General features: G+C 73.5%; 19 protein-coding genes. 11 read left to right on the top strand and 8 right to left on the bottom strand.

Going from position 1 to position 19,890, the window contains the following annotated elements:
* Positions 1-21 precede the first annotated feature (21 nt).
* The 3 genes from ACPC54_RS16975 to ACPC54_RS16965 all read right to left on the bottom strand — a co-directional run bounded on the left by ACPC54_RS16975 (position 22) and on the right by ACPC54_RS16965 (position 3,454).
* On the bottom strand, positions 22-804 hold the full coding sequence (locus ACPC54_RS16975; protein WP_498965568.1) for a TIGR04222 domain-containing membrane protein: 783 nt from the start codon (positions 802-804) through the stop codon (positions 22-24).
* Positions 805-887: 83 nt separating this feature from the next.
* A complete protein-coding gene (locus tag ACPC54_RS16970) occupies positions 888-2,015 on the bottom strand; it encodes a TIGR04222 domain-containing membrane protein (protein ID WP_498965566.1) in 1,128 nt (375 codons plus the stop codon).
* Between the two features lie 80 nt (positions 2,016-2,095).
* Positions 2,096-3,454, bottom strand: a complete 1,359-nt coding sequence (locus ACPC54_RS16965; RefSeq protein ID WP_498965564.1) for an MbnB/TglH/ChrH family RiPP precursor modification enzyme — start codon at positions 3,452-3,454, stop codon at positions 2,096-2,098.
* 274 nt (positions 3,455-3,728) lie between these two features.
* Here ACPC54_RS16965 and ACPC54_RS16960 point away from each other — a divergent pair, with 274 nt between their 5' ends.
* The 7 genes from ACPC54_RS16960 to ACPC54_RS16930 all read left to right on the top strand — a co-directional run bounded on the left by ACPC54_RS16960 (position 3,729) and on the right by ACPC54_RS16930 (position 10,475).
* Positions 3,729-4,661 carry a GNAT family N-acetyltransferase gene (locus tag ACPC54_RS16960; RefSeq protein ID WP_498965563.1) on the top strand — a complete coding sequence of 311 codons (933 nt, stop codon included), beginning with the start codon at positions 3,729-3,731 and terminating at the stop codon, positions 4,659-4,661.
* A 188-nt stretch (positions 4,662-4,849) separates the two neighbouring features.
* Positions 4,850-5,863 carry an MBL fold metallo-hydrolase gene (locus tag ACPC54_RS16955; RefSeq protein WP_498965562.1) on the top strand — a complete coding sequence of 338 codons (1,014 nt, stop codon included), beginning with the start codon at positions 4,850-4,852 and terminating at the stop codon, positions 5,861-5,863.
* A gap of 99 nt (positions 5,864-5,962) precedes the next feature.
* Positions 5,963-7,843 (top strand): ATP-binding protein, encoded by a 1,881-nt coding sequence (locus ACPC54_RS16950; RefSeq protein WP_498965561.1) that lies wholly within the window; start codon positions 5,963-5,965, stop codon positions 7,841-7,843.
* Positions 7,840-8,277, top strand: coding sequence for a roadblock/LC7 domain-containing protein (locus ACPC54_RS16945; RefSeq protein ID WP_498965560.1), 438 nt, complete (start codon positions 7,840-7,842; stop codon positions 8,275-8,277). Before ACPC54_RS16950 ends, ACPC54_RS16945 begins: the two co-directional genes overlap by 4 nt.
* Complete coding sequence (locus ACPC54_RS16940) at positions 8,274-8,627, top strand: DUF742 domain-containing protein (RefSeq protein ID WP_045703841.1); 354 nt, start codon at positions 8,274-8,276, stop codon at positions 8,625-8,627. Before ACPC54_RS16945 ends, ACPC54_RS16940 begins: the two co-directional genes overlap by 4 nt.
* Complete coding sequence (locus ACPC54_RS16935) at positions 8,605-9,282, top strand: GTP-binding protein (RefSeq protein ID WP_498965559.1); 678 nt, start codon at positions 8,605-8,607, stop codon at positions 9,280-9,282. The genes ACPC54_RS16940 and ACPC54_RS16935 overlap by 23 nt, the downstream gene beginning before the upstream one ends.
* Entirely contained in the window at positions 9,279-10,475 is a 1,197-nt protein-coding gene (locus tag ACPC54_RS16930) for a cytochrome P450 (RefSeq protein WP_498965558.1), read from the top strand. Before ACPC54_RS16935 ends, ACPC54_RS16930 begins: the two co-directional genes overlap by 4 nt.
* Before the next feature lie 49 nt (positions 10,476-10,524).
* Here the strand turns inward: ACPC54_RS16930 and msrB are convergent, their stop codons facing one another.
* The 4 genes from msrB to ACPC54_RS16910 all read right to left on the bottom strand — a co-directional run bounded on the left by msrB (position 10,525) and on the right by ACPC54_RS16910 (position 13,773).
* Positions 10,525-10,929, bottom strand: coding sequence for a peptide-methionine (R)-S-oxide reductase MsrB (msrB, locus tag ACPC54_RS16925; protein WP_498965557.1), 405 nt, complete (start codon positions 10,927-10,929; stop codon positions 10,525-10,527).
* Positions 10,930-10,951: 22 nt separating this feature from the next.
* Positions 10,952-12,361, bottom strand: coding sequence for a UDP-N-acetylmuramate--L-alanine ligase (murC, locus tag ACPC54_RS16920; RefSeq protein ID WP_498965556.1), 1,410 nt, complete (start codon positions 12,359-12,361; stop codon positions 10,952-10,954).
* Positions 12,362-12,468: 107 nt separating this feature from the next.
* On the bottom strand, positions 12,469-12,930 hold the full coding sequence (locus ACPC54_RS16915) for an indole-3-glycerol phosphate synthase (protein WP_498965555.1): 462 nt from the start codon (positions 12,928-12,930) through the stop codon (positions 12,469-12,471).
* A gap of 57 nt (positions 12,931-12,987) precedes the next feature.
* Positions 12,988-13,773 carry a pyrimidine reductase family protein gene (locus ACPC54_RS16910; protein WP_498965554.1) on the bottom strand — a complete coding sequence of 262 codons (786 nt, stop codon included), beginning with the start codon at positions 13,771-13,773 and terminating at the stop codon, positions 12,988-12,990.
* A gap of 146 nt (positions 13,774-13,919) precedes the next feature.
* Here ACPC54_RS16910 and zapE point away from each other — a divergent pair, with 146 nt between their 5' ends.
* The 4 genes from zapE to ACPC54_RS16890 all read left to right on the top strand — a co-directional run bounded on the left by zapE (position 13,920) and on the right by ACPC54_RS16890 (position 19,136).
* Positions 13,920-14,963 carry a cell division protein ZapE gene (gene zapE / locus ACPC54_RS16905; protein ID WP_498965623.1) on the top strand — a complete coding sequence of 348 codons (1,044 nt, stop codon included), beginning with the start codon at positions 13,920-13,922 and terminating at the stop codon, positions 14,961-14,963.
* Between the two features lie 36 nt (positions 14,964-14,999).
* Positions 15,000-17,090: an excinuclease ABC subunit UvrB gene (uvrB, locus tag ACPC54_RS16900; RefSeq protein ID WP_498965553.1), complete on the top strand. Its 2,091-nt coding sequence runs from the start codon at positions 15,000-15,002 to the stop codon at positions 17,088-17,090.
* A 257-nt stretch (positions 17,091-17,347) separates the two neighbouring features.
* Positions 17,348-17,926: a TerD family protein gene (locus tag ACPC54_RS16895; RefSeq protein WP_498965552.1), complete on the top strand. Its 579-nt coding sequence runs from the start codon at positions 17,348-17,350 to the stop codon at positions 17,924-17,926.
* A gap of 190 nt (positions 17,927-18,116) precedes the next feature.
* Complete coding sequence (locus tag ACPC54_RS16890) at positions 18,117-19,136, top strand: TerC family protein (protein ID WP_498965551.1); 1,020 nt, start codon at positions 18,117-18,119, stop codon at positions 19,134-19,136.
* Between the two features lie 79 nt (positions 19,137-19,215).
* Here the strand turns inward: ACPC54_RS16890 and ACPC54_RS16885 are convergent, their stop codons facing one another.
* The gene (locus ACPC54_RS16885) at positions 19,216-19,869 is read right to left on the bottom strand and encodes an MBL fold metallo-hydrolase (RefSeq protein WP_498965550.1); all 654 of its coding nucleotides are present in this window, start codon (positions 19,867-19,869) and stop codon (positions 19,216-19,218) included.
* Positions 19,870-19,890 lie beyond the last annotated feature (21 nt).

The following is a 19,890-nucleotide window of genomic DNA, read 5'->3' as shown; positions in this document are numbered from 1 at the left end:
CCGGCGTTCCGGGGGCGGCCGTCAGCCTCGGTGCGGGCGCAGGGCGGCGCGCAGCCGGGCGTCGGGGAGGACGGCGGGGCCGTTCATGGCGACGGCGGTGAGCAGTTCGCGCTCCTCGTCGTCGCTGAGGCCGTGCTGGCGGGCCGGCCGGACCTCGCGCAGCACCTCCATACCGGTGGGGGAGGCCCAGCGGGTGTACGGGTAGACGTCGACCCGGGCCATCAGCAGGGTGCCGGAGGTGAGGATCAGCGGCAGCGAGAACCAGGCCAGTGGGGCGAGGGTGTCGCCGCCGGTGAAGCCGCTGAGGGACAGTGCGGCCGCCAGCAGGACCAGTGACAGCAGCAGCGCGTGCCGGACCTGCCGGACCACGGCCACGGTGTCGCGCTGGACCGCCGCCGGGGTGGCCAGGCCGGCCAGCGAGAGCCGGGCGCCGATCTCCAGGACGGTCGGGTGCTCGGCCATGGCGCGGCGCAGCTCGTCCGTCCGGCACTGGCCCTCGGGGCCGACCGCGGCGATGACCGCGCGCTCCAGGCGGCTGCGGCCCCGGGGGTCGACGACCGTGGTCCAGCCGGTGTGCGCGAGGTGCAGCCGACCGCGGCCGGCCATCAGGACGAGGGCGAGTTCGACCACCCGGTCCGGGCCGCCGGCCAGGTAGGCGGTCTCGTACAGGCCGATCCCGACCGCCTCGGGCGGCCGCAGCCCCTCCCGTTCGGCCAGGGCGTCCGCGGCCGCGGTCATCCGCACCAGCCGGAGGCAGGAGAGCACTGCCGCCACGCAGGCCGGGATCAGGAACAGCAACCACATGGGCTTGTTGTATGCCTGGGCGGACGGCGCGGGGAACGGAATCCCGGACCGCGATACCGAACTGTGACGTCGGAACGCACCGTTCAGCCGCCGCAGCTCGACCCGCAGCTGGACCCGCAGCTCGACGAGGAGGAGCTGCAGCTCGACCCGCAGCTCGACGAGGAGGACGAGCCGCAGCTGCTGGAGGAGGATCCGCAGCTGGACGAGGACGACGAGCCGCAGCTGCTCGACGAGGACCCGCAGCTCGACGAGGACGACCCGCAGCCGGAGGACGAACCGGTGTCGGAGGAGCCGCACCAGGTGGTGGACGCCCCGCAGGAGGAACCGGAGCTGCACGAGGACGAGGACGACGAGGACGACGAGGAGGACGAGGAGCCCGCGTACCCGGCGCCGCCGTTCGCGGCCTGCTGGGCGGCCTGCTGGGCGGCCGCCCCGGTCAGCGCCTCCTGCAGCTCGTCGTCGCCCAGCTCCGCCCCGGCGACGGCGAGCCCGCCGAGCGCGATCGCGCCGAGCACCGCGCCGCCGGCCATGGCCGGGTAGAGGCCGTGGCTGGGCGTCCACGGTCGGCCGGTGTCCATCAGCGAGAGCTGGCGGTGCCCGGCCGGGGTGATCCGGGCCCCGGGCACCCGGGTGGAGAGCACCGCGCAGACACCGACCACGGCCAGCACGCCCGGGACCCAGTACGCCGGGTGGTCGTAGCCGGCCTGCCCGTCGTCGAGCACGGCGGCGAGCAGGGTGAAGAGACCGAGGACCCCGAGCGAGAGCCAGAGCAGCAGCCGCGCCCGGCGGACGATCCGCAGCCGGTCCGGGCGGCGCATCAGGCCGCGCTCGGCGAGCTCGTCGCCGAGCGCCTGGACGGCGGGCGAGCGCATCACGGCGGTGCGCAGCTCGGTCAGGCCGCGGCTGCGGCTCGGGCCCAGTGCGGTCACGACGGCCTGCTCGACGTCGTCGTGCGGCTCGTCGTGGGTCAGCGTGACCGTGCCCGCGCGGCTGACCACCACGCGCTCACCCAGGTGCATCCGGACCAGGACGGTGTCGAAGACGCGGCCGGGGCCGCCGGACAGGAACGCGGCGCTGAGCAGCGGCAGGCCGCGGCCGGGCAGGCCGAGCGGGTTGTCGACCCGGGTGGCCTGCCGGGCGGCGTGGCTCAGGTACCCGACGGCCGCGATCAGCAGTGCGGCCGGGATCAGGAAGTAGGTGTTGTGCCACATGGGCGTTTTCCCCCGAGGTGAAGAAATGGAGCGAGTGGAGCGTGACCGGGCGTCGGGTGCAGGGCGTCGAGCCCAGGGCGTCAGCCGCGCAGGGCGCGGCGCAGCCGGGCGAGCGGGCCGGGCGGCCGCTCGGGGGCCGGGCGGAGCCACTGCTCCAGGGCCCGGCGGTGGTGTTCGGCGAGGGACGGGTCGTCGGCGGTGAGGGCCCACTCGCCGAAGGCCCGGGCGTCGGAGCGGTAGCCGCCGGTCTGCGGGTGGGTGCGGGCGTACGCGAGGAACAGCGGGCCGTACCGGCCGTCGAGCAGCCGGGGCAGCTCCGGGGCGACCTTCGCGGTGGTGTCGCGCCGCTTGGCGGCCAGGCCGATGGACTGGGCGCGGACCTGTGCCGGGTCGAAGCCGGGCGGGACGGGCCCGCCGGCCACCAGGGCGGCCAGCAGCTTCTCCTGACGCCGGGCCAGCCGGTCGCGGGCGTCGTCCCCGGCGGGCTCGCAGCCCCGGTGCCCGGGTGCGGGCGCGGGTGCGGGCGCGGGCGCGGCGGGCGCCGTCCGCCGGGTGCTCCCCTCCAGCACTCGGCGGATGGCGTCCAGTTCGCCGGCCAGCTCGCTGGGCGGCGGGAAGTCGGCGTCCCGTTCCAACAGGACGCCGGGCGGTTCGGTCCTGGAGCAGAGCTCGGCGAGGACCTCCAGCACCGGTTCGGTGACGGGGTGGGCGTGGGTGTCGTGCCACACGCCGTCGACCAGGCTGCCGCCGGCGACGTGGACGTAGGCGATGGCCTCCAGCGGCAGCCGGTCGAGTTCGGCGGCCGGGTCGAGGCCGAGGTTGACCCGGTTGGTGTGCAGGTTGGCGACGTCGATCAGGAGCCGGACGCCGGTCCGCCCGACCAGCTCGGCGAGGAACTCGCCCTCGGTGAACTCGTCGTCCGGCCAAGCGAGTTGGGCGGCTATGTTCTCCACGGCGAGCGGGACGGGCAGCTGCTCCTGGGCGATCCGGATGTTCTCCGCGATCACCCGCAGCGAGTCCCGGGTGCGGGGGACGGGCAGCAGGTGGCCCGCCTCCAGCCCGCCGGCCCGGACGAACGCCAGGTGCTCGGTGACCAGCGGGGAGTCGAGCGCGAGCGCCACGTCGGCCAGCTTGGCGAGCCGCCCGGCGTCGGGCCGGGCCGCGCCGCCGAGGCCGAGGCCGACGCCGTGCGGGACGACGGTGACGCCGCGGGCGCGCAGCACGGTCAGCGAGGCCGGCAGGTGGCCGGCGCAGACGTTCTCCGCCACCACCTCGACCCAGTCCAGGCCGTGCTGACGTTCGACCACGGTGTCGATCTCGCTGCGCCAGCCGAGGCCGACGCCGAGCCGGGCCGGGGTGCCGCCCGGCCGGGCCGGGGCGGCGGCCGGGTGCGCGGTGGCGGCCGCCCGTACGGGCTGGTCCAGTGCAGGGGAGGTCATCGGTGCGCCCCCTTCGGAGGGCCGGGTGGGAGGCCGGCGGCGGTGCGGGCGTCGTCGCCAGGACCGCGCGGCCGTGTTGCTGAGGATGTCCCCGGGTGGGGTGGCTGCCAAGCCCCGCCCGGTCTTCTCAGAGGATTATTTGAGCTTGCCGGGAGGCGGACGTGGGCCCTGGGCCCCGTCCTGTCGGGATCCTAGCGGCATCGCCGCAGGTCGGCCGAGCCACGCCGGGAAAACCAGAGGCGCCGGACGGGACGGGCCGATAGCGTGCGAACCCATGACTCCTCTGACGATCCGTGATTTCCGCCCGGGTGACGCCGACGCCGTCATCGCCTCCCACCAGGCCGGGCGCGAGCACCTGGTGTGGACGGCCGAGGCGCTGACCTGGATGAACGCCCGGAGCCTGCCGGGCGAACACTTCCGGACCCTCGTCGCCGAGTTGGACGGCCGGGTGGTCGGCGCGGTCCGCTGCGGCGTGGAGACCGGCACCACCCGGGCGGGCGTCGGCCACGCCAACGGCAGCGTGCTGCCCGCCTTCCGGCGGCGCGGCGCCTTCACCGCCCTGCTCGCCGCCGCCGAACGGCACCTGGCCGCGCACGGGGTGACCGAGCTGCACTGCTGGGTGGACGACGAGCCCGGTTCGCTCGCCTTCGCCGCCGCCCGGGGCTACCGCCTCGGCAGCTCGGCCCAGTTCGCCGAGCGGGACCTGACGCTGCCGCTGCCGTCCGCGCCCGCACTGCCGGCCGGCGTCGAGCTGCGCCCGGCCGCCGACTGGGCCGGTGACCCGTACCCGCTGTACCTGGTCGACGCGGACGCCGCCCGGGACGAGCCCGGCGAGGTGGCCCTGGACGCCCGCGGGTACGAGGACTGGCGCGACAGCGTCTGGTCGCGGCCCGACCTCGACCGCGAACTGACCGTGGTCGCCGTGGTGGACGGCGTGCCGGCCGCGTTCAGCCTGGCGCAGACCGACGGCGTGGACCGCTACTGGTCCGCGTTCACCGCCTGCCGCCGCGAGTACCGCGGCCGCGGCCTGATCAAGCTCGCCAAGCGGGAGTCACTGCGCCTGGCCGCGGCGGCGGGCTACCGGCGCGCGTACACGTCGAACGACCTGACGAACGTGCCGATGCTCGCGGTCAACACCTGGCTCGGCTATCAGCGCTGCGCCGGGGAGCGCAAGGGCCTCAAGTCCCTGGAGCCGTCCGCCGGGTAGGCGGCCGGGCGGCCGGGCGGGGCGGTCGGGTACGGTGGGGGTGTCCACCGATCATTCCGGGCACTGAGACGAGTGGTAGAGACCACACAGGGCGAAACCGGACAGCTCGGGAGAGACCGGGGCATGAACTCCTGCGGTTCGCAAAGGTTTTGCCCCATCCTTGACACAACATGGGCATAATCGCGCACATGACGATCAAGCGTGCGAACGTGAGCGCGATTGCCGAGGACCTGTACGTGTGGCTCCCGCCGAAGCGCGGCTGGGGCCTGGCCAACTGCGGCCTCCTGGCCTCCGAGGCGACCGCGCTCTGGATCGACACGCCGTACGACCCCTCGCTGGCCGGGGAGTTCCTCGCCCAGACCCGCAGACTGCTCCCCACCGGGGTGGACGTCGACCGGGTCGTCGTCACCCACGCCAACGGCGACCACCTGTGGGGCGCCGGGGTGGTGCCCGACGCCGAGGTGATCGCCACCCGCGAGGCGCTGGAGCACATCCACTGGGAGCCCACCCCGCAGCAGCAGCACGCGCTCGTCACCAACGGCGACCCGGAGTCCCCGCTCGGCGGCTACCTCAAGGAGCACTTCGGGGTCTTCGACTGGTCCACCACCGAGCCGGTGCGCCCGGACACCGTCTTCACCGGCGAACTGGAGTTCACCGTCGGCCGCTACCCGGTGCAGGTCACCAGCCTGCCCGCGGCCCACACCGGCGGCGACCTGATGGTCCACCTCCCGCACCAGCGCGCCGTGTTCACCGGCGACGTGATCTTCTCCTCCACCCCCGAGCAGCCCGGCGACCACCCCTCGCACTGGGCCGGCCCGCTGGAGAACATCATCGGCGCCTGCGAGCAGGCCCTCGCCACCGGTGCCGAGATCTTCGTGCCCGGCCACGGCCCGGTCCTGGACCGCGACGGCGTGGACGGGCACATCGGCTACCTCGCCTACGTCCGCGACCGCGCCCACGCCCTGCACGCCGCCGGAATCCCCGCGCTGGACGCCGCCCGCCGGGTGATAGCCGAGCAGCGCCACCCCGAACTCGGCCTGCCCGAGCGGCTGGTGCTCACCATCGCCGCCGAGTACCGGCACCTGGACGGCACCCCGGCACCCGGCATCCTCGACGCCATGGGCGACGTCGCCCTGGTGGCGCGCGAACTCGCCCGGGACGGCGCCCGCATCCCGCGCCCCCGCACCGCCGGCCAGGACTGAACCCGGCCGCCCGGACGGCCCGTCAGCCCCGGACAGGGCGGCGGGCCCCCGAGCCAGGCGGTCGCAGCAGCCCACGAGCGAGGACTCCCGAGGACACCGATGACGCAGAGCGCGCTGATCGCGCCGATCGTTCTGACCGTGGTCGCCGCCGCGGCCGCCGGCCTCCTCGCCCGGGCCCGGGCGAGGGCCGTCACCCGGGCGGCCGCCGCCGAGACCGCCCGCGAGCAGGCCGAGGAGCGCACCCGCGCCGCCGAGGGCCGGCTCGCCCGCGCCGAACAGCAGCTGCGCGAGACGCAGGAGGACACCCGGCGCGCCGCCGAGGAGGCCCGGCGGGCCGAGGACCGCCACCGCGACACCGAGGAACACGCCAGGGCCGGCGAGGACCGGGCCCGGACCGCCGAGGAGCGCGCCCACGAGGCCGAGCGGCAGAACGCCGCCGCGGCCACCCGCGCCGAGCAGGCCGAACAGCGGCTCGCCGCCGCCGCGGCCGCCCGCCGGGCGGCCGAGCAGAACGCCGCCGCACTGCTCGCCGAGATCGGCCACCTCGCCCAGGAACGCGTCGCCGCCACCGCCGTCCGGCTCACCCACGCCAACTCCCCGCTGGTCGGCCCGCTGGACGCCCAGGCCGTCGGCCCGGAGGCCGTCCGCGCGCTGCAGGCCGTCCTGGACGCCACCACCGCCGCCCTCGCCGACGAGCGCGAGCGGGTCGACGCGGCCGCCCGCGCCACCATGCGCGGCGCCACCTCCCGCATCCAGACCCTGCTGTACCAGATCCAGAGCCTGGTCCAGCAGCTCCAGAACGACAACGACGACCCCCGGCTGCTGGAGCTCGACTTCCGCAACGAGGTCGCGCTGCGCCGCATCCAGACCGTCGCCGTGCTCTGCGAGGCCTGGCCGGGCCTGGCCCGCACCGACTCGCCGCTCGCCGAGGTCGTCGTCGGCGCGCTCTCCCGGGTGCCCGGCTACGCCCGGATCAAGGTCGCCAACCACCTGCGCGAGCAGCGGCTCGCCGTGGTCGCCCGGGCCGCCGAGCCGATCGCCGTCACCCTCGCCGAACTCCTCGCCAACGCCACCGCCTACTCCCACCCGGAGACCGACGTCCCGGTCACCGTCCAGCAGGGCGGCCGCGGCGCGCTGGTGATCATCGACGACAGCGGCATCGGCATGGAGGAGGACCAGCTGCGCCGCGCCCGCCGCCTGCTGGCCGGCCCGCCGGACGTGCTGCTCACCGAACTCGGCAACCCGCCCAAGACCGGCTTCGCGGTGATCGGCAAGCTCGCCCGGCAGTACGGCTTCGCCTGCCACATCGAGCCCTCCCCGTACGGCGGCATGCGGACCATCCTGCGCATCCCGGCCGCGCTGGTGACCGTCGTCGGCGAGGAGCAGCCGCTGTCGGTGCTCACCCCGCTGCCGCTGCGCGCGGGCGCCGGGCCGGCCCCCGCGCCGACCGTCCAGGCCGTCCCGCCGATGCGCGACGCCGACGAACGGGACCACCCCGGGCTCGCCGACCGGCACGACCAGGCCGGGCCGCACCCGGCCCCGGCGATCCGGGCGGTGCCCGACGTGCCGGCCGACCGCGACCCGGGCGGCGAGGCGCCGTCCGCGGCGGGGGAGGACGGCAGCGGCCTGCCGAGCCGGCGCCGCCGGCGGCCGCTGGCCGCCGGGGAGCAGGGCGGACCGGCCCCCGCCCCCGCACCGGCCGGGCCGCCCGCCCGCAGCGCCGAGCACGTCGCCGACCGCTGGCAGGCCCTGCAGCAGGGCACCGACGCCGGCCGGGCCGCCGCCCGGGACGGGGCCGCGCAGGACGGGGCCGTACGGGACGGGGCCGTACGGGACGATGCCACCCGGCACGGGACCGCCCGCGGGGCCCGGCCCGAGGACACCAGCACCACCGGCGACACCACCGCCGACCGCGACACCGCCGACCGCGACACCGGCGACCACACCCCCGGCCAGACCTTAGAAGGAGCCGAGCAGTGAGCAGCACGCCGCCCAGCCCGACCGCCACCGAGGAGATCTCCTGGGTCCTGCACCCGCTGCTGGAGCTCCCGGGGGTGCTGCACGCCGTCATCGCCACCGGCGACGGCCTGGTGGAGGGCGCCTCGGACGGCCTGGGACGGGCCTCCGCCGAGCGGGTCGCCGCGATGACCGCGACCGTGCACGCCGCCGCCCGGGCCTTCACCACCGCCTTCACCGACGTCGAGCGGCCCGCACTGGCCCAGACCGTGGTCGAGTCCGACCTCGGCTACGCCATCGTCGTGCCCGCCGGGGAGAACACCTCGCTCGCCGTGTTCACCAGCCCCGAGGCCCAACTCGGCAACGTGTCCTACCAGATGCAGATCCAGGTCGCCGCCCTGGCCCGGGCGCTCGCCAGCCCGTGCCGGCAGCAGGACGCGGCCACCACCCGGTCATGACCGCGTTCCCCCGCAGGCGGATGGTGCCCGCCTACCTGGCCACCGGCGGCCGCAGCCGCCCGGGCACCGAGGGCTTCGAGCGACTCACCGTGCTCTTCGCCGACCGCACCGAACCACCCACCGGGCTCGAACCCGAGCACCGCCGGCTCTGGGAGCTGCTGCGTCCCGGCGCGCTGACCGTGGTGGAGGCCGCCGCGCACCTGCGCCTGCCGGTCAGCGCCACCGTCTTCCTCGCCGCCGATCTGGTCGAGGCGGGCTGCCTGCGCGCCCGTGCCCCGATCCCGCGCGCCCAGCAGACCGACCGCACCATCGTCGAGAGGCTCCTCGTTGGACTCCGTGCACTCCGGTAACCCGACCGGGCCCACGCCCGACCGGCCCAACCGGGTGGGCTACCTGCCCGACCGGGACCAGACCCTGATGAAACTGGTCGTCGCCGGTCCCTTCGGCGTCGGCAAGACCACCCTCATCCGGACCCTCTCCGAGATCGCCACCCTGCACACCGAGGAGGCGATGACCGAGACCGGACGGCCGGTGGACGACCTCGCGGGCGTGCCTGAGAAGTCCACCACCACCGTCGCCGTGGACTTCGGCCGGCTCACCCTGCCCGGCAACACGGTGCTCTACATGTTCGGCACCCCCGGCCAGCGCCGGTTCTTCCCGCTCTGGCAGGACATCGCGCGCGGCGCCCTCGGCGCCCTGGTGCTCGCCGACACCCGCCGGCTCGCCGACTCCTTCGAGATCATGGACATGGTCGAGGAGCAGGGCCTGCCGTACGCCGTCGCGGTCAACTGCTTCCCGCAGTCGCCGCTGCACCAGGTCGAGGTGCTGCGCGCCCGCCTGGACCTGCACCCCGCCACCCCGCTGGTGCTCTGCGACGCCCGCGACCGCGAGAGCAGCCTGGACGCGCTGATCGCCCTGGCCGAGCACGTGCTCGACACCCTGCCCGCCGGCCCCGCCGGCCCCGCCACCGAGCCCGGCCCCACCGCCGCCCAGGAGCGCCCGTGACCGCGCCGACCCCGGCCCTGACCCAGATGTACGGCCCGGCCTTCGCCGCCGACCCGCAACGGGCGTACGAGCAGCTGCGCCGGCACGGCGCCGTCGCCCCGGTGGAGATCGCGCCCGGCATCGAGGCCCTGCTGGTCACCGACTACCAGGCCGCCCTGGACCTGCTGCGCGACACCGACACCTTCTCCAAGGACTCCCGCGCCTGGCAGGCCACCGTCCCGCCGGACTGCCCGCTGCTGCCGGTGCTCGCCTACCGCCCCACCGCCCTGTTCAGCGACGGCGAGACGCATGCCCGCTACCGCGCGGTGATCACCGACGGCCTCGCACTGATCGAACCGCACCGCGTACAGCGCGACGTCGCCCTGGTCGCCCACCAGCTGATCGACGGCTTCGCGGCGGTCGGCACCGCCGACCTGATCTCCCAGTACGCCACCCGGCTGACCGCCTCCGTGTTCACCACCGGATTCGGCGTCCCGGACGAGGACAGCGCCCCGATGATCGACGCGATCACCGGCCTGATCGAGTCCACCGAGTGCGCCGCCGCCTCGTACGGCACCCTCGTCGCGATCGTCACCGCCATGGTCGCCGAACGCCGCGAACGGCCCCGGCACGACCTCACCTCCTGGTTCGTCACCCACCCGATCGGACTGGACGACGACGAGGTGATCCGGCAGATCACCCTCACCCTGATCGCCGGGCACGAGCCGACCACCAACCTCATCGGCAACGCCCTGCTGCGCCTGCTCACCGACGCCCGCTACGCCGGCTCACTGTTCGGCGGCGCGATGACCGCCCACCAGGCGATCGACGAAGTCCTGTGGCACGAGCCGCCGTTGGCCAACCTCTCGGCGCACTACCCGCGCTACGACATCACCTTCCACGGCCGCGAGATCAAGGCCGGCACCCTGATGCTGGTCTCCTACGCCGCCGCCAACTCCCAGGCCGCGCCGCCCACCGACGGCCCCGGACTGCGCAGTGGCGAGAGCGCTCACCTCGCCTGGGCCGCCGGCCCGCACGCCTGCCCCGCGCGCGACCCGGCCCTGCTCATCGCGATCACCGCCATCGAGCAACTGACCAGCCGCCTCAGCGACCTCGAACTCGCCACCCCCGCCGACCGCCTCCTCTGGCGCCCCGGCCCCTTCCACCGCGCCCTCGTCCACCTCCCCGTCCACTTCGCCCCGGTCTCCGGGTAGCGCGAAGGGCCCGGACGCGTCGTCCGGGCCCTTCGCGTGGCGGTCGCCGCTACTCGGCCGGCTTCAGGGTCAGCGAGATGCTGTTGATGCAGTAGCGCTGGTCGGTCGGGGTGCCGTAGCCCTCGCCCTCGAAGACGTGGCCGAGGTGGCCGCCGCAGGTGGCGCAGCGGACCTCGACGCGGCGCATGCCGAGGGAGGTGTCCTCGATGTACTGGACCCGGTCCTCGGCCAGCGGCGCGTAGTAGGACGGCCAGCCGCAGTGGCTGTCGAACTTGGTCTCGGAGCTGAACAGTTCGGCCCCGCAGGCGCGGCAGCCGTAGACGCCGACGGTCTTGGTGTCGGTGTACTCGCCGGTGAACGGGCGCTCGGTGCCGGCCTCGCGGAGCACGTGGTACTCCTCGGGGCTGAGCTGGGCGCGCCACTCGGCCTCGGTCTTCTCGATCTCGTAGCTCATCACGGCTCCCGAACGCGGTGGGTCAGACGTTGGAGGCAACGTTCGCCAGGTGCTTCAGAATTTCTGGACCGAGGTTGGTGACGTCCCCCGCACCCATGGTGAGCAGCAGGTCGCCCGGGCGGGTGAGCCCGGCGAGCAGGGCGGGGGCGGCGGTGAAGTCGTGCTCGGGGGTGACGTCGGCGCCGGCCCGGCGGGCGGCGTCGATGATCAGCTCGCTGGTCACGCCCGGGATCGGGTCCTCGCGGGCCGGGTAGATGTCGAGCACCACCGAGGCGTCGGCGAGGGCGAGGGCGGTGCCCATCTCCTCGGCGAGCTGCTGGGTGCGGCTGAACAGGTGCGGCTGGAAGACCACGAGCACCCGCCCGGCGCCGTCCAGGCCCTCGCGGATGGCCTCCAGGTCGGCGGTCATCTCGGTGGGGTGGTGGGCGTAGGAGTCGATCACCTGGACGCCGCCCGCCTCGCCCTTGAGCTGCAGCCGGCGGCGCACACCGGTGTAGGCGCCGAGGGCCTTGGCGAGGTCGGCGGCGGGGACGCCGAGCGCGACGCCGGCGGCCAGCGCGGCGACCGCGTTGTGGGCGTAGTGCCGGCCGGGCACCGAGACGGTGAAGGTGAGCTCGGCGCCGTCCAGCAGCACGGTGACCTCGCTGGTCATGCCGTGGGCGACGACCGACAGCACGCGCAGGTCGGCGTCCTCGGCGGCGCCGACCGTCACCACGTTCAGGCCCTCGCGCCCGGCCACCCGGGCGGTGAGCTCGCGGGCGCCGTCGTGGTCGGCGGAGACCACCAGGGTGCCGCCGGGGACGATCCGGCCGACGAAGGTCTCGAAGGACTCGTAGATCTCGTCGATCGAGGCGTAGTTGGCGTGGTGGTCCAGCTCCACGTTGAGCACGATCGCCACCTCGGGCGCGTACTTGTGGAAGCTGCGGTCGCTCTCGTCGGCCTCGGCGACGAAGATCTCGCCGGTGCCGTGGTGGGCGTTGGAGCCGGGCGCGTCGAGGTCGCCGCCGATCGCGTAGGACGGGTCCAGGCCCAGCTCGCCGAGGGCGACGGCGAGCATGCTGGTGGTGGTGGTCTTGCCGTGGGTGCCGGCGACGGCGAGCGCCCGGCGGCCGCCCATCAGCGCGGCGAGCGCGTCGGAGCGGTGCACCACCGGGACGCCGCGCTCGCGGGCGGCGACCAGCTCGGGGTTGTCGGCGCGGATCGCGCTGGAGACGACGATGCTGCTGGCGCCGTCCGGCACGTGCTCGGCGGCATGGCCGACGTGCACGGTGGCGCCCAGCGCCCGCAGCGCGAGGACGGTCTCGGACTCCTTGGAGTCGCTGCCGGAGACGCTGGCACCGCGCACCGCGAGGATCTTCGCCAGGCCGGACATCCCGGCGCCGCCGATGCCGATGAAGTGCGGGGCGTGCAGGTCGTGCGCGGCGTCGTTCAAGGCGGGGCTCCGTACGGGCGGGGGCTGGGTGTGGACGGGCGGGCCAGATGCGAATCGTCCTCGCGGGTCGGACCGCAAGGACGATTCTGCACCACCGAGGCGCGGAGCTAGGAGTCGCTGGCGAACAGCCGCAGCACCGGGACCCCCACCTTGTGCCGGGCCTGGGACGCCCAGTCGCGGTGGAAGAACTCCTCGACGAAGTGCGGTGAGGTGAGCACCACCACCTCGTCCGCCTCCTGCTGCTGGACCACCTCGCGCAGCCGGTCCAGCGGCTTCTCCTCCACGAGCTCGCCGACCGCCTCGGCCCCGGCCGCGCGCAGGTGGCGCAGGCTGTGCTCCAGCGACTCGGTGGCCACGGTCGGGCCGCTCTCGGACTCGTCGTGCTCGTGCACCACCTTGTCCAGGTGGCCGAGGGCGACGTCGTCGAGCGCCCGCAGCAGCTCGTCCTGCTTGCCGCGCGGCTGCATCAGGACGACGAAGGACACCGTCTCGTCGCTGTGGAGCGTGGTGACCAGCTCCACGTCCGCGTCGGAGAGAGCCTTCTCGATCATCAGTACCGTCTTGAACACGTGAGTCCCTTCCAGTGGCCGGCCCCCGGGCCCCGGCATCGCATAACGGGATCACGATCAGGGGGTCACGGGGTCATCCGAACCCAGGTGACGCAGGTAGCGGGTGAAGAGGAATCCTTTCTGCTCGATCAATGAGACCAGCCGCATCCGCTGCACGTCAGGCATTTCCGCATCGCGGATGATCCGCGGCGCGTCGCCGCCCGTGATCAGCGGGGCCAGCGACAGGCACAGCTCGTCCAGCAGGTCCGCCGCCGCCAGCTGCCCCAGCAGCCGCGGGCCGCCCTCGCTCAGCAGCCGCGTCCAGCCGCGTTCCGCGAGCGCCGCCACACCGGCCCGCGGGTCCACCGAGCCGCGCCCGGCGAGCACCAGGTCGGCGACCTCGGCGACGGCCCGGCGGCGCTCCTCGGGGGCGTCCTCGGTGGTGATCACCACCGTCCTGACCAGCGGCTCCGTGAACAGCGGCGCGCTCAGGTCGAGGTCCAGCGAGCGGGTCACGACGGCGATCGCCGGGGCCGGGGCCTGCCCGGCCGCGGCCCGTGCCGCCGCGAACTCCGCCCGGGCCCGGGCCGGCCGGTAGCCCTCGGTCCGGACCGTCTCGGCGCCCACCAGCACCACGTCCGCCAGCGCGCGCAGCACGCCGAAGATCCGCTTGTCGGCGTCGCCGGACAGGCCCTCGGACACGCCGTCGAGCTTCGCCCCGCCGTCCAGCCCGGCCACCATGTTGGCGCGCAGCCAGGGCCGGCCCCGATTCACCTGGTCGGGGTACGCGTAGAGGGCGGCCAGCGACTCCAGGGAGGCCGGATCGGCGACGGGCCCGTCGAGCGGGCTGATCAGCAGGTGCATGCCCCCAGTCTTCCACCGGGGGCCGTTCGGGGGTCGTTCGTGGGCTGTTCGAGGGAGGTCCCTGGGCCGTTCGGACGGCGGGGGGACCAGGCGTACCCTCTACTGATGTGTCCGCAGCTCCCCGCCCCGCCACCGCGACCGCGACCATAGCCGTTCCCGGCCAGGCCGGCGCCCCGATCGCGCTCACCGCCCGCCGTCCGGTGGTGCCCGCCGAGCGCCTGGTCGCCGAGATGGTCCCGCCGCCGCGCTTCTCCCAGGTCGGCTTCGGGACGTACCTCCCGGACCCGAATCAGCCCAGCCAGTACGAGGCCGTGCAGGTGCTGGAGCAGTTCGCGACCACGCTCGGTAGCGGAAACGGTTCTGCGCCCAAGCGCAGCTGGTTCCGCCGCAGCGCCCCCGCGCCCACCGGCCCGGCCGGCGTCTACCTCGACGGCGGCTACGGCGTCGGCAAGACCCACCTGCTCGCCTCGCTCTGGCACGCCGCCCCCGGCCCGAAGGCCTTCGGCACCTTCGTCGAGCTGACCAACCTGGTCGGCGCGCTCGGCTTCCAGCAGGCCGTTCAGACCCTCTCCGGGCACACCCTGCTCTGCATCGACGAGTTCGAGCTCGACGACCCGGGCGACACCGTCCTGGTCTCCACCCTGCTCGGCCGCCTCGTCGACAACGGCGTCAAGCTGTGCGCCACCTCCAACACCCTCCCGGAGAAGCTCGGCGAGGGCCGCTTCGCCGCCGCCGACTTCCTGCGCGAGATCCAGGGCCTGTCCGCCCACTTCCGCCCGATGCGGATCGACGGCCAGGACTACCGCCACCGCGGCCTGCCCGACGCCCCGCCGCCGTACACCGACGACACCGTCGAGACCGTCGCCGCGCGCACCCCGGGTGCCTCCCTGGACGACTTCGACGCCCTGCTGGCCCACCTCTCCGCCGTCCACCCCAGCCGCTACGGCGCCCTCCTGGACGACGTCACCGCCGTCTGCCTGCGCGGCGTCCGCCAGGTCGACGACCAGTCCACCGCGCTGCGCCTGGTCGTCCTCGCCGACCGCATGTACGACCGCGAGCTGCCCATCACCGCCTCCGGCCTCCCCTTCGACCAGGTCTTCCCCGAGGACATGCTCCGCGGCGGCTACCGCAAGAAGTACCTCCGCGCCATCTCCCGCCTGGTCGCCCTCGCCCGGGACAGCGCCAAGTAGGTCCCGTCTGTCAGTGGTGGGTCGTACGGTGGTGTCGTGCGTCCCATCACGAGTATTGAGCGGTCCGTGGCGCCCTTCGAGGTCGTCAGCCCCTTCCAGCCGAACGGTGACCAGCCGGCGGCGATCGCCGAGTTGGAGCGGCGGGTCAAGGGCGGGGAGAAGGACGTCGTGCTGCTCGGTGCCACCGGCACCGGCAAGTCGGCGACCACGGCCTGGATGATCGAGAAGCTGCAGCGGCCCACCCTGGTGATGGCGCCGAACAAGACGCTGGCCGCGCAGCTGGCGAACGAGTTCCGCGAGCTGCTGCCGAACAACGCGGTCGAGTACTTCGTCTCGTACTACGACTACTACCAGCCCGAGGCGTACGTCCCGCAGACGGACACCTACATCGAGAAGGACTCCTCCATCAACGAGGAGGTCGAGCGGCTGCGGCACTCGGCCACCAACTCGCTGCTCACCCGCCGCGACGTCATCGTGGTCGCGTCCGTCTCCTGCATCTACGGCCTCGGCACCCCGCAGGAGTACGTGGACCGGATGGTCCCGCTGAAGGTCGGCCAGGAGATCGACCGGGACGTGCTGCTGCGCCGCTTCGTCGACATCCAGTACGCGCGCAACGACGTGGCCTTCACCCGCGGCACCTTCCGGGTGCGCGGGGACACCATCGAGATCTTCCCGGTCTACGAGGAGCTCGCCGTCCGGATCGAGATGTTCGGCGACGAGATCGAGGCGCTGTACACCCTGCACCCGCTCACCGGCGAGATCATCAGCCAGGACGAGCAGATCTACGTCTTCCCCGCCTCGCACTACGTGGCCGGCCCGGAGCGCATGGAGCGCGCGATCACCGGCATCGAGCAGGAGCTGGAGCAGACGCTCGCGAAGATGGAGAAGCAGGGCAAGCTGCTGGAGGCCCAGCGGCTGCGCATGCGCACCACCTACGACATCGAGATGCTGCGCCAGATCGGCACCTGCTCGGGCGTCGAGAACTACTCGATGCACTTCGACGGCCGCGAGCCCGGCTCCCCGCCGAACACGCTGCTCGACTACTTCCCGGAGGACTTCCTCCTGGTGATCGACGAGTCGCACGTCACCGTCCCGCAGATCGGCGCGATGTACGAGGGCGACGCCTCGCGCAAGCGCACGCTGGTCGAGCACGGCTTCCGGTTGCCGTCCGCGATGGACAACCGCCCGCTGAAGTGGGAGGAGTTCCTGGAGCGGATCGGCCAGACGGTGTACCTGTCGGCGACGCCGGGCCCGTACGAGCTGTCCCGCGGTGACGGCCAGGTCGAGCAGATCATCCGTCCGACCGGCCTGATCGACCCCGAGGTGATCGTCAAGCCGACCGAGGGCCAGATCGACGACCTGGTGCACGAGGTCCGCAAGCGGGTGGAGCGGGACGAGCGCGTCCTGGTGACCACACTGACCAAGAAGATGGCCGAGGACCTCACCGACTACATGCTCGGCCTGGACATCCGGGTCCGGTACCTGCACAGCGACGTGGACACCCTGCGCCGGGTGGAGCTGCTGCGCGAGCTGCGCGCGGGCCGGTTCGACGTGCTGGTCGGCATCAACCTGCTGCGCGAGGGCCTGGACCTGCCCGAGGTGTCGCTGGTGGCGATCCTGGACGCGGACAAGGAGGGCTTCCTGCGCTCCGGCACGTCGCTCATCCAGACGATCGGCCGCGCGGCCCGCAACGTCTCCGGCCAGGTGCACATGTACGCGGACCGGATCACCCCGTCGATGGAGAAGGCGATCGACGAGACCAACCGCCGCCGGGCCGTGCAGCAGGCCTACAACCAGGAACACGGGATCGACCCGCAGCCGCTGCGGAAGAAGATCGGCGACATCCTGGACACCCTCGCCCGCGAGGACGTGGACACCGACGAACTGCTCTCCACCGGCTACCGGGGTTCCGGCAAGGGCAAGGCCCCGGTGCCGATGCTCGGCTCGGAGCGCAAGCCCGCCAAGTCGCTGCCGGCCGCCGAGCTGGCCGAGCTCATCCAGGAGATGACCGACCGGATGCACACGGCCGCCGCCGACCTGCAGTTCGAGGTCGCGGCGCGGCTGCGCGACGAGGTCAAGGAGCTGAAGAAGGAGCTGCGGCAGATGCGCGAGGCCGGGGTGGCGTAGCCGCCCGGTCGGGGGGCGCCGCGGGGCCTGGCCGGAATGGCACCGGTCAAGCCCAGCGGTGTCTCAGGCTTGCCACAAACGGGAAAACGCAGGGGAGGAGACGGGGCCGCAGGCCCTAGGCTGGCCTGCGGCATCGCGCTCGCGGGACGGAGCGGCGAGCCGTGGTAGCGGGGGCCTCAGCCGGGGGACGGCAACGGGGTGTTCCATCGTGGCGCCGCGTGGACTCCACCGCGCGGCCGTGCAGAGAGGACAACGCCGTGTCGGTGAACCTGGCCAAGGGCCAACGGGTCAGCCTCAGGAAGGGGCCGGGCGGCTCGCTGACCGTGGTCCGGATGGGCCTCGGCTGGCAGGCCGCGCCCAAGCGGGGCCTGTTCGGCAGCCGGACCCGGAAGATCGACCTGGACGCCTCGGCGCTGCTGTACGCCGAGAAGACGCCGTCCGACGTGGTGTTCTTCCAGCACCTGGAGTCGACGGACGGCTCCGTCCGGCACACCGGGGACAACCTGGAGGGCGGCTCCGGCGCCGAGGACGACGAGGCGATCCTGGTCGACCTGCTGCACGTGCCGGCGCACATCACCCAGGTGGTGTTCACGGTCAGCTCGTACACCGGGCAGACCTTCGCCGAGGTGCGCCAGGCGCACTGCCGGCTGGTGGACGAGACGACGGGCGTGGAGCTGGCCCGGTACGAGCTGGCGGGCGGCGGGCCGCACACCGGGCAGATCATGGCCAAGGTGTACCGGGACGGCGAGGGCGGCTGGGAGATGCAGGCGATCGGCGCGCCGGCCAAGGGACGGACGTTCCAGGACCTGCTGCCGACCATCGAGCCGTTCCTCTGACGATCCCTTTACCTTCTTTACCTTTCCTTGCCGTTCCTGTTACTCTCGACGGGAGCGGAGGGGAGTATTCCTCGACAGCCGACCCCGTCATCACGGGTGCCCGTCGCGGCACCCCGGGGCGCTGGCCCGATGGGCGGAAGAGACCTCCGGCAGTGACGACCTGTCTCGCCTAGCTGCCGGAGGAGCAGTCATGGACGTTTCCGTAACCATGTGGGTCACCACGATCGGTGTGCTGATCGCACTGGTCGTGGCCGATTTCTTCATCGGGGGCCGCAAGCCCCACGAGGTCTCGATCAAGGAGGCCGGGATCTGGACGGCCGTCTGGGTCGTGCTGGCGCTCCTGTTCGGCGGCTTCCTCTGGTGGCATTCCGGCGGTCAGCCGGCCGGCGAGTTCTTCGCCGGGTACATCACCGAGAAGTCGCTCAGCGTCGACAACCTCTTCGTGTTCATCCTGATCATGGGCAAGTTCGCGGTGCCCCGGATCCACCAGCAGCGCGTGCTGATGTTCGGCGTGATCATCGCCCTGGTGCTGCGCGCGGCGTTCATCGCCGGCGGGGCCGCACTGGTCACCCAGTTCTCCTGGGTGTTCTTCGTCTTCGGCGCCTTCCTGATCTGGACGGCCTGGAAGCTGATCAAGGAGGCCCGGGCCGACGAGGACGAGGAGGAGTTCGAGGAGAACCGTCTGCTCAAGTCGATCACCAAGCGCTTCCCCGCCACCGAGGACTACCGCGGCACCAGGCTGGTCGTCCGTGAGCACGGCCGCCGCCTGATCACCCCGATGCTGATCGTGATGCTGGCCATCGGCACCACGGACGTCCTGTTCGCCCTGGACTCGATCCCGGCCATCTTCGGCCTCACCCAGGACCCGTACATCGTTTTCACCGCGAACGCCTTCGCGTTGATGGGCCTGCGCCAGCTGTACTTCCTGATCGGCGGCCTGCTGAAGAAGCTGGTCCACCTCAGCTACGGCCTCTCGGTGATCCTCGGCTTCATCGGCGTGAAGCTGGTCCTGCACGCCGCGCACGAGGCGGGCGCCCACGTCCCCGAGATCGGCATCCCGTTCTCGCTGGCCTTCATCGTGGTCGTGCTGGCGGTGACCACCTTCACCAGCCTGCGGGCCTCCACTAAGCAGGCCGAGCAGGCCGAGCAGGCCGAGCAGGCCGAGCAGGCCGGGCGGGCCGAGCGCGAGCCGCAGGAGCTCGACGCCTGACCCTGCCACGACGCCCGAGGCCCCCGGCGGACCGGTTTCCGGTCCACCGGGGGCCTCTCGGCGTTCCCCCGGGGGGGCGTCACCAGCCGCGGTCGCGCCACTCCGCGAGGTGGGGGCGCTCGGCGCCGAGGGTGGTGTCGTTGCCGTGGCCGGGGTAGACCCAGGCCTCGTCCGGGAGGGCGTCGAAGATCTTCTCGGTGACGTCCCGGTAGAGGGTCCGGAAGGCCTCCGGGTCGCCCCAGGTGTTGCCGACGCCGCCGGGGAAGAGGCAGTCGCCGGTGAAGACGTGCGGGTGGCCCTGCGGGTCGTCGTAGACCAGCACGATCGCGCCGGGGGTGTGGCCGACCAGGTGGCGGACGGTGAGTTCGACCTCGCCGACGCGCAGCCGGTCGCCGTCCGCGAGCAGCAGCTCGGTGGGGACGTCGATGCCCTCGGCGTCGTGCTCGCCGGCGGCGGTGCGGGCGCCGGTGGTGGCGACCACCTCGGCGAGCGCGGCCCAGTGGTCGTGGTGCCGGTGGGTGGTGACCACGGTGGCCAGCTCGTCGCCGACCGTCTCCAGCAGCACGGGCGCGTCGGCGGCCGCGTCGATCAGCAGCTGTTCGTCGGTGGCCCGGCAGCGCAGCAGGTAGGCGTTGTTGTCGTACGGGCCCACGGCCACCTTGGTGATGATCAGGTGGGCCAGCTCGCGCACGTCCGGCGGTCCGCCGACCTTGACCGCTCCGTGGTACGTCATTCCGTCTGCTCCTCGTCCGGC

The organism is Kitasatospora sp. NPDC094028 (assembly GCF_049543595.1).
Taxonomy (GTDB): domain Bacteria; phylum Actinomycetota; class Actinomycetes; order Streptomycetales; family Streptomycetaceae; genus Kitasatospora.
The sequence above is the reverse complement of the archived record's forward strand: the minus strand, read 5'-3'. Positions and strand labels throughout refer to the sequence as shown.